This is a genomic window from Mesorhizobium sp. B2-4-1 (assembly GCF_006442185.1).
Lineage (GTDB): Bacteria > Pseudomonadota > Alphaproteobacteria > Rhizobiales > Rhizobiaceae > Mesorhizobium.
In genome coordinates, this window is the sequence record NZ_VFVN01000004.1 from 429597 (window position 1) to 444047 (window position 14451).

The 14451-nt window shown below is 64.1% G+C and carries 12 protein-coding genes; all 12 read left to right on the forward strand.

What is annotated here, in order from left to right; translation table 11 throughout:
- Positions 1-158: 158 nt before the first annotated feature.
- The 12 genes from FJ949_RS13805 to FJ949_RS13860 all read left to right on the forward strand — a co-directional run bounded on the left by FJ949_RS13805 (position 159) and on the right by FJ949_RS13860 (position 14351).
- Positions 159-1997: a M3 family oligoendopeptidase gene (locus FJ949_RS13805; protein ID WP_181171971.1), complete on the forward strand. Its 1839-nt coding sequence runs from the start codon at positions 159-161 to the stop codon at positions 1995-1997.
- Between the two features lie 376 nt (positions 1998-2373).
- Positions 2374-3099, forward strand: coding sequence for a proton-conducting membrane transporter (locus FJ949_RS13810; RefSeq protein WP_140496270.1), 726 nt, complete (start codon positions 2374-2376; stop codon positions 3097-3099).
- 193 nt (positions 3100-3292) lie between these two features.
- Entirely contained in the window at positions 3293-4438 is a 1146-nt protein-coding gene (locus FJ949_RS13815; protein WP_140496271.1) for an aminodeoxychorismate synthase component I, read from the forward strand.
- Entirely contained in the window at positions 4387-5049 is a 663-nt protein-coding gene (locus FJ949_RS13820; protein ID WP_140496272.1) for an aminotransferase class IV family protein, read from the forward strand. The genes FJ949_RS13815 and FJ949_RS13820 overlap by 52 nt, the downstream gene beginning before the upstream one ends.
- Before the next feature lie 3 nt (positions 5050-5052).
- Positions 5053-5976 carry a DUF3445 domain-containing protein gene (locus FJ949_RS13825; RefSeq protein ID WP_140496273.1) on the forward strand — a complete coding sequence of 308 codons (924 nt, stop codon included), beginning with the start codon at positions 5053-5055 and terminating at the stop codon, positions 5974-5976.
- Between the two features lie 109 nt (positions 5977-6085).
- A complete protein-coding gene (locus FJ949_RS13830) occupies positions 6086-7531 on the forward strand; it encodes a homospermidine synthase (RefSeq protein WP_140496274.1) in 1446 nt (481 codons plus the stop codon).
- A gap of 186 nt (positions 7532-7717) precedes the next feature.
- Positions 7718-8095 carry a hypothetical protein gene (locus tag FJ949_RS13835; protein WP_140496275.1) on the forward strand — a complete coding sequence of 126 codons (378 nt, stop codon included), beginning with the start codon at positions 7718-7720 and terminating at the stop codon, positions 8093-8095.
- A 203-nt stretch (positions 8096-8298) separates the two neighbouring features.
- The gene (locus FJ949_RS13840; RefSeq protein ID WP_140496276.1) at positions 8299-10323 is read left to right on the forward strand and encodes a bifunctional metallophosphatase/5'-nucleotidase; all 2025 of its coding nucleotides are present in this window, start codon (positions 8299-8301) and stop codon (positions 10321-10323) included.
- Positions 10324-10457: 134 nt separating this feature from the next.
- Positions 10458-11522, forward strand: a complete 1065-nt coding sequence (hemH, locus tag FJ949_RS13845) for a ferrochelatase (protein ID WP_140496277.1) — start codon at positions 10458-10460, stop codon at positions 11520-11522.
- A 55-nt stretch (positions 11523-11577) separates the two neighbouring features.
- Positions 11578-12822 carry an FAD-binding oxidoreductase gene (locus FJ949_RS13850; RefSeq protein ID WP_140496278.1) on the forward strand — a complete coding sequence of 415 codons (1245 nt, stop codon included), beginning with the start codon at positions 11578-11580 and terminating at the stop codon, positions 12820-12822.
- Positions 12823-12911: 89 nt separating this feature from the next.
- Entirely contained in the window at positions 12912-13862 is a 951-nt protein-coding gene (locus tag FJ949_RS13855) for an SPFH domain-containing protein (RefSeq protein ID WP_140496279.1), read from the forward strand.
- Positions 13863-13886: 24 nt separating this feature from the next.
- A complete protein-coding gene (locus tag FJ949_RS13860; RefSeq protein WP_140496280.1) occupies positions 13887-14351 on the forward strand; it encodes an NfeD family protein in 465 nt (154 codons plus the stop codon).
- Positions 14352-14451 lie beyond the last annotated feature (100 nt).

Here is a 14451-nt window from a genome sequence, read left to right on the forward strand (position 1 = left end):
GCCGCCCGCCTGATATCCCCATGGACCATCTTGGCACAGGGTTCTAAATAAGGTTTCAAAAAACCCGGTGAACGAATTCCTTAGGATTTGACCGGCTTCTCCGTTCTCCTGATTCTGGCCCTGGGCCCGGCCACTCGATTCAAAAGAAGGTATTGTCGATGCGCGTGATGTTTGATCGGCGGCTTGCGGCGCCAGCTTCCGGTCAGGGCGCCGCCGAGCTTGGCGATCTGCCGGAATGGAATCTTGCCGACCTCTATGCGGGCATGGAGGCGCCGGAGCTGAAGCGCGACATCGCGAAAGCCGCCGCCGATGCGGTCGCCTTCGAGAGCCGCTGGAAGGGCACGCTGTCCGCCGAGGCCGAGCGCGGCAGCGCAGGCAGGCTGGGCGAGGCGCTTGTCGCCTATGAGGCTCTGGAAGAGCTGATCGGCCGCATCGTCTCCTATGCCGGCCTCATCTATGCCGGCAACACCGCCGATCCGCAGCGCGCCAAGCTCTATGGCGACATCCAGGAGAAGATGACCGACGCCAGCGCGCATCTTCTGTTCTTCGCGCTCGAACTGAACCTGATCGACGACGCGGCCATCGAGGGTGCGCTCGCCGCCGACCCCGCCTTCGGTCATTACCGGCCCTGGGTGCTCGATCTGCGCCTGGACAAGCCCTATCAGCTCGAGGATCGCGTCGAGCAGCTCTTCCACGAAAAATCGATCACCGGGCGCGGTGCCTGGAACCGGCTGTTCGACGAGACGATGACGGACTTGCGCTTCGACGTCGACGGCGAGGAGCTGACGTTGGAACCGGCCCTGAACCGATTGCAGGATGCCGACGGCGAGGTGCGACGCCGCGCCTCCGAGGCGCTCGCCCAGACCTTCCGGAGGAATTTGCGCACCTTCACGCTGGTCACCAACACGCTGGCCAAGGACAAGGAAATCTCGGACCGCTGGCGCGGTTTCGAGGACATCGCCGATTCACGCCATCTCGCCAACCGCGTCGAGCGCGGTGTGGTCGATGCGCTGGCTTCGGCGGTGCGCGAGGCCTATCCGCGCCTGTCGCACCGCTATTACCGGATGAAGGCGCGCTGGCTGGGCATGGAGGTGATGAACCACTGGGACCGCAACGCGCCGTTGCCGGAGACGCCGCAGGCGGTGATTGGCTGGGACGAGGCCAGGAACACGGTGCTGTCCGCCTATCAGCGCTTCTCGCCCGAGATGGCCGAGATCGCGCGGACTTTCTTCGACCGCAACTGGATCGACGCGCCGGTGCGCCCAGGCAAATCCCCCGGCGCCTTCGCCCATCCGACCGTGCCTTCGGCGCACCCCTACGTGCTGCTCAACTACATGGGCAAGCCGCGCGATGTGATGACGCTGGCGCATGAGCTTGGCCATGGCGTGCATCAGGTGCTGGCCGGCGGCCAGGGCGCGCTGATGGCCTCGACGCCGCTAACGCTGGCCGAGACGGCGTCCGTTTTCGGCGAGATGCTGACCTTCCGCTCGTTGCTCGAGCAGACCACCGACAGGCGCGAGCGCAAGGCCATGCTCGCCCAGAAGGTCGAGGACATGATCAACACGGTCGTGCGCCAGATCGCCTTCTACGAATTCGAGCGCAAGGTGCATGCGGAGCGCCGCAACGGCGAACTGACATCCGACAGGCTCGGCCAATTCTGGCTGGAGGTGCAGGCGGAAAGTCTGGGCCCGGCGATAAAGTTGCGCGACGGCTACGAAGTCTTCTGGACCTACATCCCGCACTTCATCCATTCGCCCTTCTACGTCTACGCCTATGCGTTCGGCGACTGTCTGGTGAACTCGCTCTACGCGGTCTACCAGAACGCCGAGCGCGGCTTCCAGGACAAATATTTCGAGATGCTGCGCGCCGGCGGCACCAAGCATCATTCGCAGCTTCTGGCGCCTTTCGGCCTCGATGCCACCGATCCCGCCTTCTGGCAGATCGGGCTTGGCGTGATCAGCGGCTTGATCGACGAGCTGGAAGCGCTCGACAACTGAGGCGTCTTCTGTACGTCGTCCCCACCTGCTCAGAACAGTTTAGCCGGAATGCATATTGGGCCCACACTATTCTTGGTCTAAATATCTGTTCTTGAATAACTCTCTTTCGTAGTTTTCCCATAGCTTTCCGTAAGCTCTATGATAGCCTCCCCGCCAAGCTCAGCCGGAGCATGCGGGTCGGGCGGGGAAGTCTCAGCCGATCGCGGCGTTCCGGTGCACGCGACGACGGCCATTGGCCATGGCTTGCAAAGCCGACGCCGACGGCTCGACTGAGGCCGGCTGTTCCGCAGGCGGCCGAACCATCATCGAGTAGTCCTTCGCCGAAGGTCATTAAGTCCAATGCCGCGGCAGACGGATCTGACTGGAGAGAGAGACAATGGGCACTTTTTTCTACATGCTCCTGGCGTTCCTTGTGGGTGTGCTGGTTGGCTGGTTCATCTGGGGACGCCTGCGCGGTGAGCTCGACAGCTTGCGCGGCGACCTCGACCGCACACGCAGCGAGCGCGACCGGCTGCGGGCCGACAGCGATCGCCTGACCGGCGAGTTGGATGCCTGCGGGCGCACCCGCGCCGATCTCGAGCGCCAGCTGCGCGAGGCCTCGACCGGCTCCGGCCCGGCAAAGGCGGCGGCGCCGGCGCCGGCCGCCTTGATGTCGACGCCCACCCCTGCCAAATCCGCTCCGGCGGCCAAGCCGGCGCCCAGGAAGCCGGCTGCGGCCAAGGCCGCTTCCAGCGCCGCGAAGACTGGCGCGCCGAAGGCCGCTGCCGCCAAGGCGGCACCCAAGGCCAGCGTGGCGCCCAGGAAGGCGGCACCGGCGAAGGCCGCGCCGGCCAAGGCGGCTTCCGGCAAACCCGACAATCTGCGCCGGCTGATCGGTATCGGCCCGGTCAACGAGAAACTGCTCAGGGCACAAGGCGTCACCAGCTTTGCCCAGATCGCCGCCTGGACAGCCGCTGATATCAAGCGGATCGAGGACGTCATGAATTTCGACGGCCGTATCGCGCGCGAGCGCTGGATCGAGCAGGCCAAGCTGCTCGCCGCCGGCAACGAGGCGGAATTCGCCAGGCAGTTTCCGTCGGCTGGAACCGCCAGCAACACCTGAGCGACAGGGCAGATCCGACGATTGCGGCCGGCGGCGCGAACGAAGCGCCGCCGGTTTGCTTTTGGCCGCAAGGTCTGCCCACGGATCGGGCGACAGGTCGGGTTTAAGTGGCAAGGTGCCGCTCCCTCGATTGCGCGCGGCTGCCCCCCCATATAGAGCCATCATTGGCTTCATCGATCCACGCCCGAGTTCCATGCCCCTGCCCGCCGCAATTTTCCGCAATGACGAAAGCGCGCGCCAGCTCGTTTTCGACCGACCGGACGACATCATCACGGCGCACGAGGCCCGGGATTTCTCGGCCGCGCTGCAGGCGGCCCAGGCCGCGCATGATGCCGGCAAGTGGCTTGCCGGCTACTTCTCGTACGAGGCGGGCTACCTGCTGGAGCCGAAGCTGGTTCCGTTGCTGCCGGCCGGGCGCCGCGCCCCGCTGGTCTGCCTGGGCGTCTTTGACGCGCCGGTGCAAGAGCCGGTGCCGCCCCGTAAGGCGGCGGCGACCAACGGCCCGATCTTCGATGCAAGGGCGACATGGTCGTTCGAGGATTACGAGAAGCGGTTCTCGCGGCTGCACCGGCACATCAGGCAAGGCGACTGCTACCAGGGCAACCTGACCTTCCCGGTGCATGCGCAATGGTCGGGCGATCCGCTCGCCGCCTTCGACGCGCTGACCGAACGCCAGCCGGTGAAATATGGTGCCCTGGTTTCGCTTGGCGATCCGGTCGTGCTGTCGCGCTCACCCGAACTGTTCTTCGAGATCGACGCCCAGGGCATGGTCGAGACCCATCCGATGAAGGGCACGGCGCCGCGTGGTGCGACGGAAGCCGACGACGAGCGCCAGAAAACCTTCCTGCGCAATGACGAGAAGAACCAGGCCGAGAACCGGATGATCGTCGACCTGCTTCGCAACGACATCTCGCTGATCAGCGAGGTCGGCACGCTGGAAGTGCCCGAGCTGTTCCGCATCGAGACCTATCCGACCGTCCACCAGATGGTGAGCGACGTCAGGGCGAAGCTGCTGCCGGGCCTCACGATCCGCCAAATTTTTGCCGCGCTGTTTCCCTGCGGCTCCATCACCGGCGCGCCGAAAATCCGCGCCATGGAGATCCTGCATGACCTTGAAGGCACGCCCCGCGATGTCTATTGCGGCGCCATCGGCTGGATCGCGCCCGGCGGCACGATGCGCTTTTCCGTGGCGATCCGCACCATCTCGCTCTTTCCCGGCGGCGAGGCCGTCTACAATATCGGCGGCGGCATCGTCTTCGATTCAACCGCGCAGGAGGAGTATCAGGAGTGTCTCTTGAAAGCCCGCTTCGCGACGGGAACGCCGCCGGTTTCGAATTGATCGAGACCATGCGCTGGGAGCCGCCCATGGGCTTCCTGCGCTTCGAGCGGCATCTGGCGCGCCTCTATGGTTCGGCGGCCGAACTCGGTTTTGCCTGCGACCCGCAAAGGATCGGCGACGTGTTGGGCAAGGCTGTCGATGGCGCGCGCAACGCCTTGCGCACGCGCCTGGCTTTGGCGCGCAGTGGCGACGCGGCCGCCTCGGTCCAGCCCTATGAGCCGCTCGCCGCCGATAAGGTCTGGACGCTGCGGCTGGCGCGCACAAGGCTCGATTCGAACGACATGCTGCTGCGCCACAAGACCAGCCACCGGCAGGTCTACGCGCATGCCCGTGCCGAATACCTCATCACCCAGGCCGACGAAGTGCTGTTGGCCAACGAGCGTGGCGAGATGTGCGAAGGCACCATCACCAATGTCTTCGCCGATTTCGGCGACGGCATGCTTTTGACGCCCCGCCTCGATTGCGGGCTGCTGCCTGGCGTGTTGCGCGGCGCGCTTCTGGATGAAGGCCGCGCCCGCGAGGCGATCTACAGCTTTGACGACTTGAAATCCGCCAGGGCGCTCTATGTCGGCAATTCACTCCGCGGCTTGATCCCGGCAAAACTGATCTGAAGCATGACATCGCTGCCCACCCACACGCCCTATGATGGCTCGTCCAAGCTGTTCACCATCGGGCTGAAGCCGCTTGCCCTGGCCGACTGGATCGAAGTCGACGAACATCTCCTGCCGTTCCTCGCCGAGAAGCAGCGGCTCTATGCCGAAATGCCCGGCACCGTGTTCGTCGAGGAAGACGGCACGCGCGATGCCCAGCGCGAAGTGCTCGACCTGCTCGAAGCGCACTTGCCGCGGGTATTTCCCGAGACCCATCGGCGTGCCAGTGGCGGGGTCGAGGTGATCGCCGCCGGCGGCAATCCCGAGGGCGACTTCGCCAAGGCGCCGCTTGTCGCGGCCTCGCTGCTCGTCCAGGAAGACCTGATCCTGATGCGCCGCGGCGAAGACGGCTGGCGGCTCGCCGCCGGCTCGCTCTGCTTTCCCTCGTCCTGGTCGCTGCTCGAAAAATTCGGCAAGCCGTTGCAGCAGATCCATGCGCCCGTGCCGGGTTTTGGCCCTGGCACGCGGCCGGCCGAGCTGATCAACCGCATGTTCGACGGCCTCCAGGGCCAGGCCGTGGAGCGCTACAACTGGTCGATTCAATCGGGCGATGCGCTCTACCATCCGCTATCCAATGTCGAGCGAATCGAGCGCGCCGCCAGCCGCCCGTCGCGATTTGCCGATGGCGACGCCAATGCCCACGCCTTCATCCGCGTCGAGCGGCAGACGCTTCGAAAATTGCCCGTCTCGGGCGACATCCTGTTCACCATCCGCATTCATCTCGACCCGCTGGCGGCGTTGGCGCATCACCCCGACCGGGCAACGCTGGCTCCGGCTTTCGCTGCCCAGCTCGAAGCGCTCGACATCGCCCAGCTCGATTACAAGGGCTTGACATCAGACCGCGACCGGCTGGTCGGCGTCCTTAACCAAATGGCGAACGCCGCCTGACCGGCGGTTGGCGCTTTTCACTGGTTTATGACAATGATCTGTGATGTAGCGCATGCCCGTTGGGCGAGAATGCCCGGGTTTGCACCTGTCTGAAGGAGTGCTCGATAAAATGGCGAATGAAAACTGGCCCGTTTACGGTGAGATCACCGGCCCTGTGGTGATGATCGGCTTCGGCTCGATCGGACGGGGCACGCTGCCGCTGATCGAGCGCCATTTCAAGTTCGACAAATCGCGCATGACGGTCATCGACCCGCTCGGCACCGACCGCGCGCTGCTCGACGAGCGCGGCATCACCTTCATGCAGGATGCGGTGACCGAGAAGAATTACAAGAAGCTCCTGACCCCGCTTCTGACCAATGGGGGCGGCCAGGGTTTTTGCGTCAACCTGTCGGTCGACACCGGCTCGGTGGATCTGATGCGGCTCTGCCGCAAGCTCGGCGTGCTCTACATCGACACGGTCGTCGAGCCATGGCTCGGTTTCTATTTCGATGCCGAGGCCGACAATGCCAGCCGCACCAACTATGCGTTGCGCGAGTCGCTGCTCAAGGAAAAGCACGACAAGCCCGGCGGCGCGACCGCGGTCTCCACCTGCGGCGCCAATCCGGGCATGGTCTCGTGGTTCGTCAAGCAGGCATTGGTCAACCTGGCCACCGATCTCGGCCTCGAGTTTTCGGAACCCGCGCAGGAAGACCGCGAGGGCTGGGCGAAGCTCATGAGGAAGGCCGGCGTCAAGGGCATCCACATCGCCGAGCGCGACACCCAGCGCACCAAGAAGCCGAAGCCGATGGAGGTGTTCTGGAACACCTGGTCGGTCGAGGGCTTCATCTCCGAGGGCCTGCAGCCCGCCGAACTCGGCTGGGGCACGCATGAGAAATGGATGCCCAAGAACGGCAAGAAACACAAACATGGTTCCAAGGCCGCAATCTATCTGGAGCAGCCCGGCGCCAACACGCGCGTGCGCTCGTGGTGCCCGACGCCAGGTGCCCAATACGGCTTCCTGGTGACCCACAACGAGGCGATCTCGATCGCCGACTTCTTCACCGTGCGGTCCAAAAAGGGCAAGGTTCAGTACCGCCCGACCTGCCACTACGCCTATCATCCCTGCAACGACGCGGTGCTGTCGCTGCATGAAATGTTCGGCGCTGCCGGCAAGGCGCAACCGGTACACCATGTGCTGGACGAAAACGAACTTGTCGATGGCGTAGACGAGCTCGGGGTGCTGCTCTACGGCCATGACAAGAACGCCTACTGGTACGGCTCGCAACTGTCGCTCGCCGAAGCGCGCAAGCTGGCGCCTTACCAGAACGCAACCGGCATGCAGGTCACCTCGGCGGTTCTGGCCGGCATGGTCTGGGCGCTGGAGAACCCCGAAGCCGGCATCGTCGAGGCCGACGAGATGAACTACAAGCGCTGTCTGGACGTGCAGTCGCAATATCTCGGACCGGTGAAGGGCTATTATACCGACTGGACACCGCTCGATAATCGGCCCGGCCTGTTTCCGGAGGACCTCGACCGGAACGACCCGTGGCAATTCCGCAACATCCTGGTGCGATAGCGTCGCGCCAAGCATGCCTCACTGCCTTGCAATCGCCCGGAAATCGGGCGATTGAAGGATGCGGACGGGAGCAAGCCGCGTCCATCTGGACGCATGAACTACGCTCTTGAAACTTGGATGCATGCACCGTGCTTTCCGAAAGTCGTTTTCCGATTTCGGGCCGACGGGCGAGGAGAGGATTTTTACATGACCATTGCGCGCAAGATTCTTTCGATGAGTGTTGCGGCGGCCACGATGGTGGGGCTGGCCGCTTGTGCAACCAGCGGTCCCGACGAGCCGTCGATAGGGGCCGCGCCGAAGGGCGTCGAAGGCTCCTGGATCGACGCCAAGGGCACCGGTCTTTCGACCTTTGCCGGCGGAACCTTCACCACGGTAGCGACCGATACCGGCCAGAAGCTGTCCGACGGTACCTATACGATGACCGGCGCCACTTCGGTCGAGATCCACGGTACCTCGCTGATCCGGCAGACTCCGGTGAGCTTCAACTGCTTGCTGGTGTCCACCAGCCAGCTCAACTGCACCAGCGGCTCCGGCCAGAATTTCGTGTTGACCCGGCGCGCCTGAACCGCCAGGCATTCAGACATCCAAGGACGGCGGCCAATGGCCGCCGTCCTTTTTTGTGCCCCGCAGAGATCAACGGGGTTTTGCCCCGATTTTCCCTTGCATGCTCCGGAACGCGATGGGAACATGGCTGAAAAAGCCGGCTGTTAGAGACCGGTCAAGCAAGAGCGCTAAACGGCTCTGATCAGCCTATCCGGGAGACGAAGATGAAGAAGCTTGCCGCCATTGCCGCCCTTTCCGCGTCGACGCTGGGCCTGTCGGCCGGCGCATCTTTTGCCGATTACACGCTGAATATCCTGCACATCAACGACTGGCACAGCCGCATCGAAAGCAACAACAAATACGAATCCACCTGCTCGGCGGACGAGGAGACAAAGGGCGAATGCGTCGGCGGAGCCGGCCGGCTGGTCACGGCGATCGCGCAGGAGCGCAAGAAGCTGGAAGGCCAGAACGTGCTGTTGCTCAGCGCCGGCGACAATTTTCAGGGTTCGCTGTTCTACACGACTTACAAGGGCAAGGCCGAAGGCGAGTTCCTCAACGACATGAAGTTCGATGCCATGGCGCTCGGCAATCATGAATTCGACGACGGCGAAACGGCATTGGCGCCGTTCCTCGACATGATCAAGTTCCCCGTGCTCGGCGCCAATGTGAAAGCCAACGCGCAGTCCAAGCTCGGTGACCGCGTCAAGCCGTCCATCGTCGTCGAGGTCGGCGGCCAGAAGATCGGCATCATCGGCGCCGTCACCAACGATACGCCCGAACTCGCCACTCCCGGCCCCAACATCGCCATCGAGGACGACGTCAAGTCGATCACGGCCGAGGTCGAGAAGCTGAAGGGAGAGGGCGTCAACAAGATCATTGCCGTGACCCATATCGGCTACAACAGGGAGCGCGATGTCATAGCGAAGATCCCGGGCGTCGACGTGGTCGTCGGCGGCCACAGCCATACGCTTTTGTCCAACACCGATCCGAAGGCGGCAGGCCCCTATCCGTCCATGGTCGACAATCCGGACGGCTACAAGGTGCCGGTCGTGCAGGCGGCGTCCTATTCGAAATATCTCGGCGAGTTCAAGGTCGTGTTCGACGACAATGGCGTCGTCAAGTCGGCGAGCGGCGACCCGATCCTCCTCGACAAGTCGATCACGCCCGATCCCGCGGTGCTCGCCCGCATCAAGGAGCTCGGCGCGCCGATCGAAGCGCTGAAGAACAAGGAAGTGGCCGAGACGACCGACGTCATCGACGGCAGCCGCGAGAGCTGCCGCGCCCGCGAATGCGCGATGGGCAATCTCGTCTCCGACGCCATCCTCGACCGCGTCAAGGGACAGGGCGTCGAGATCGTCATCTCCAATGGCGGCGGCCTGCGCGCCTCGATCGACAAGGGCACCGTCACCATGGGCGAGGTGCTGACCGTGCTGCCCTTCCAGAACACGCTGGCGACCTTCCAGATCTCGGGCAAGGACCTCGTTGCCGGGCTCGAAAGCGGTCTCAGCCAGGTCGAGGACGGCGCCGGCCGCTTCCCGCAGGTGGCCGGCCTGAAATACGCCTTCGACAAATCCGCCCCGGCCAATGCCGGCCGCGTCAAGTCTGTCGAGGTGATGGAGAACGGCGCCTGGACGCCGCTCAATCCCGACAAGGACTATCTGGTCGCCACCAACAACTATGTCCGCCAGGGCGGCGACGGCTACAAGGTTTTCGCCGAAAAGGCCAAGAACGCCTATGATTACGGCCCCGGCCTCGAACAGGTGGTCGCCGACTATCTCGGCGCGCACCGGCCCTACACGCCCAAGCTCGACGGCCGCATCACCGAGATCGCCGCGACGACAGCGGCCGCGCCTGCGGCGGAGCCCGCCAAGCCAGCCGAAGCAATGCCCGATCTGCCTGCCAACTCCGGCGATATCGCCAACACGCCGCCGGCCGTGTCGACCGAGGCCGCGCCAGCGCCCGCACCGGCAACGCCTGCCGCTCCGGCAACGCCAGCACCTGCGGAACCGGCAAAGCCTGCCGAAGCCGCCCCTGCCCCGGCAACACCCGCGCCGGCTGAGCCGGCAAAGCCCGCCGAGGCCGCACCGGCCGAAACCAGCCATGTCATCGTCGCCGGCGATACCTATTGGGACCTGGCAAAGAAGGCCTATGGCGACGGCACCAGGTGGAAAGTCATTTCCGAAGCCAACAAGGGCTACGAGCCGCGCCGGCTTCCGGTCGGCGCCACCTTGACCATACCGCCGAGGTAACCGCCTTCGCCTTTGCGCGCAGGGACACCCGCCCGAAACAGGGCGGGCATCCTGTTTCGGGTAAGGTGCGGCCAGACGCTGCATTGAAAAGCAGCGCCGCATCGCTACTTTCGCGCCGTGTTCGGAGACCCGCAATGCCGCCTTCCACTCCTGTCGACGCCAAGCCCGCGAGAACCGTGGGGCCGAGACCGGCCGGACATTCGCCGGCCAAGGCGGGCAAGGTCGGCGTCATGCTGGTCAATCTCGGCACGCCGGACGGCACCGATTTCAGGCCGATGTGGCGCTATCTCCGCGAATTCCTGTCCGACCCACGCGTCATCGAACTCAACAAGGCGATCTGGTATCCGATCCTCTATGGCCTCGTGCTGACCACGCGACCGAAGAAGTCGGGCGCCAACTATGCCAGGATCTGGAATCGCGAGAACAACGAGTCGCCGCTGCGCACCTATACCCGCGCCCAGGCCGAGAAGCTGACCGTGGCATTGCGCGACCTGCCCGACGTGGTCGTCGGCTGGGCGATGCGCTACGGCAATCCCTCGACCGCGAGCGTCGCCGAAAGCCTGGTCGCGCAGGGCTGCGACCGCATCCTGACCTTTCCGCTCTATCCGCAATATTCGGCCACCACCACGGCGACTGCCAATGACCAGTTGTTCCGGGCGCTGATGAAGATGCGTGCGGCGCCTGCCGTCCGCAGCGTGCCGCCCTATTATGCCGAACCGGTCTATATCGAGGCGCTCGCCCATTCGATCGAACGGCATCTGGCCAGCCTCGATTTCGACCCGGAGGTGGTCATCACCTCCTATCACGGCATCCCGAAACCCTATTCCGACAAAGGCGATCCTTACCGCGAGCATTGCCTCGAGACGACACGGCTGCTGCGCGAGAGGCTCGGCTGGGACGAGAAGAAGCTGATCACCACCTTCCAGTCGCGTTTCGGCGCACAGGAATGGCTGCAGCCCTACACCGACAAGACGGTGGAGAAACTGGCCAAGGACGGCGTGAAATCGATCGCCATCGTCAACCCCGGCTTTTCCGTCGACTGCATCGAAACGTTGGACGAGATCGGCCGCGAGGCGGCGGAAACCTTCCATCATGCCGGCGGCGGAAGATTCGCGCACATCCCCTGCCTCAACGACAGTCCCGAAGGCATGGCGGTGATCGAGGCGATGGTGCGGCGCGAACTGTCCGGCTGGATCTGAAACCGGGAACAATGGACGTTCCGGGGCGTTGAGGCGCGCCTTCCGGAGACCATCGATGCCCCGCAAGCTCGACCTCAGAAGCGGGCGGCCAGTCTGGTCCGCCTATCGGGCACCCGCTGTCCCGACAAGCGCTCTGACCCGTGACGCCAAGGCCGATGTGCTGGTGATAGGCATGGGCATCAGCGGCGCCATGATCGCAGAAGCGCTGACGGCTGACGGCCATTCGGTGGTCTGCATCGACCGGCGCGGCCCGCTGAGAGGGTCGACGTCGGCGACCACCGCCCTGGTGCAGTTCGAGATCGACCAGCCGCTGACGGCACTCGGCAGGATGATCGGCAAGGCCTCGGCGGAACAGGCCTGGCGGCGCTCGCGTCTGGCCGTTTCCAACCTTGCCGGCCGCATAGCCGAGCTCTCCATCAACTGCCGCCTGAGCCGCGCCCCCTCCCTCTATCTGGCCGGTACCGTGCTCGGCCCATCGCAGTTGCGTGACGAGACCGAGGCGCGGCGACAGGCGGGCATCGCCGCGACCTATCTCGCCCCTGCGCCGCTGGCTGCGCGATTCGGCATCGAGCGCGACGGCGCCATCCTCAGCCATGGCAACATCGCGCTCGATCCGCGCAAACTGACCGCCGGATTGCTGCTGAAGGCGCTGGAGCGCAAGGCGCGCCTCTACGCCCCGGTCGAGGCGACCGCGATCGAAGACAGCGCCAAGGAGGTCGTCGTCGCCACCAGGGGCGGCCCCATAATCAGCGCGCAGCACGTCCTGCTCGCGACCGGCTACGAGTTGACCGACATCGTGCCGGCAGCCGCCCACCGCGTCATCTCGACATGGGCCATCGCCACACGCCCGCAGCCGCGAAAGATCTGGCCGGACGCGGTCCTCATCTGGGAAGCGTCGGACCCCTATCTTTATGCAAGGGCGACAGCCGACGGCAGGGTGATCTGCGGCGGCGAAGACGAGGATTTTATCGACAAGGAACGGCGTGACGCGTTGATCGCCGGCAAGAGCCTGAGACTGGCCAGGAAGCTCGGCCGCCTGTTCCCGGATCTGGACACCAGGCCCGATTTTGCCTGGACCGGCTCCTTCGGCACCACAACCACCGGCCTGCCCTATATCGGCGCCATCCCTGGGCATCCGCGCATCCAGGCCGTGATGGGCTATGGCGGCAACGGCATCGCCTTCTCGCAAATCGCATCCGAAATCGTTTCTGCCGCCATCGCCGGATCGGAAGATACGGACGCAAGCCTGTTCGCCTTCAGCCACCGGCAGCAGCGACACAAACAATCCCTCATCACCTGATTGTAACGTTGTTGAAACACACTTAAGTGTTTGCTGAAGTCGGCTGCGGGAGAATGGCTCCCATGGCTTGCCTCTTGAGGGAGAGCCAAATGGATTTCAGTGGTTTCGATATCGCGACTATTGTTCTGGTCGCTCTTGTCGTGCTGGTGCTGTTCAAAGGCATAAAGACAATCCCGCAAGGCTACAATTATACGGTCGAACGCTTTGGCCGTTACACGAAAACGCTGTCGCCAGGCCTCAACCTCATCGTGCCGTTCATCGATCGCATCGGCGCCAAGTTGAACATGATGGAGCAGGTGCTCGATGTCCCGAGCCAGGAGATCATCACCCGCGACAACGCCATCGTCGGCGTCGACGGCATCGCCTTTTTCCAGATCCTCAACGCGGCGCAGGCGGCCTACCAGGTTTCCGGCCTGCAGAACGCCATCCTCAACCTGACCATGACCAACATCCGCACCGTGATGGGCTCGATGGACCTCGACGAGCTGCTGTCGAACCGCGACGCGATCAACGAGCGCCTGCTGCGCGTGGTCGACGAAGCGGCCCATCCCTGGGGCATCAAGATCACCCGCGTCGAGATCAAGGACATCAATCCGCCCGCCAACCTGATCGAATCGATGGGCCGGCAGATGACGGCCGAACGCAACAAACGCGCGCAGATCCTTGCCGCCGAGGGCCTCAAGCAGTCGCAGATCCTCGAGGCCGAAGGCCGCAAGGAAGCCGCCTTCCGCGATGCCGAGGCACGCGAACGCTCCGCCGAAGCGGAAGCCCGCGCCACGCAAGTGGTGTCGGAAGCGATCTCCAAGGGAGATGTGCAGGCGCTCAACTACTTCGTCGCCCAGAAATACACCGAAGCGCTGGGCAAGATCGGTTCGGCCACCAACAGCAAGATCGTGCTGATGCCTTTCGAAGCGTCGTCGCTGATCGGCTCGCTGGGCGGCATCGGCGAGATCGCCAGGGAAGTGTTCAAGGGCGACGGGCCGTCCGGCACGCAGCGGCAGGTCTCACGACCTCCGGTCGTCAGGCCGAGCGACAACTAATGCCTTTGTGAGTGGATCAAAACCATGATCGACCGCATCGTTTCCGAACTCGGCCCGTGGAACTGGATGGTTCTGGGCTTCGTGCTTTTGGCGATGGAAATCATCGCACCGGGCATCTTCATGTTGTGGACCGGCATCGCCGCGCTGATCGTGGGCGCGGTATCGCTGCTGGTCTGGGATGCGGCCAGCTGGACCTGGCAGGTCCAAGTGCTCGTCTTCCTCGCGCTGTCGCTGGTCTCGGCATTGGTCGGCAAGAAACTCATCGGCGGACGCGACGAGCCGACCGACCAGCCGCTGCTCAACCGCCGTGGGGCGCAGATGATCGGCAGGATGGCGACGCTGGCCGAGCCGATCCGCGACGGCCGCGGCCGCATCAAGCTCGGCGACACGCTGTGGCGCGTCTCTGGCCCTGACCTGCCGGCCGGCACCCAGGTGCGCGTCACCGGAGCCGCCGACACCGATCTCGAATTGACCGTCGAGCGAGTGTGAAACCGGCTCCGCGCTAGCGCAATTCCAGGAAAAGTGTGTACGGTTTTCCGTCCGGAATTGTGCAGAAACAAAGAGATAGAGCAGTTCGCCGTTTCCGTGA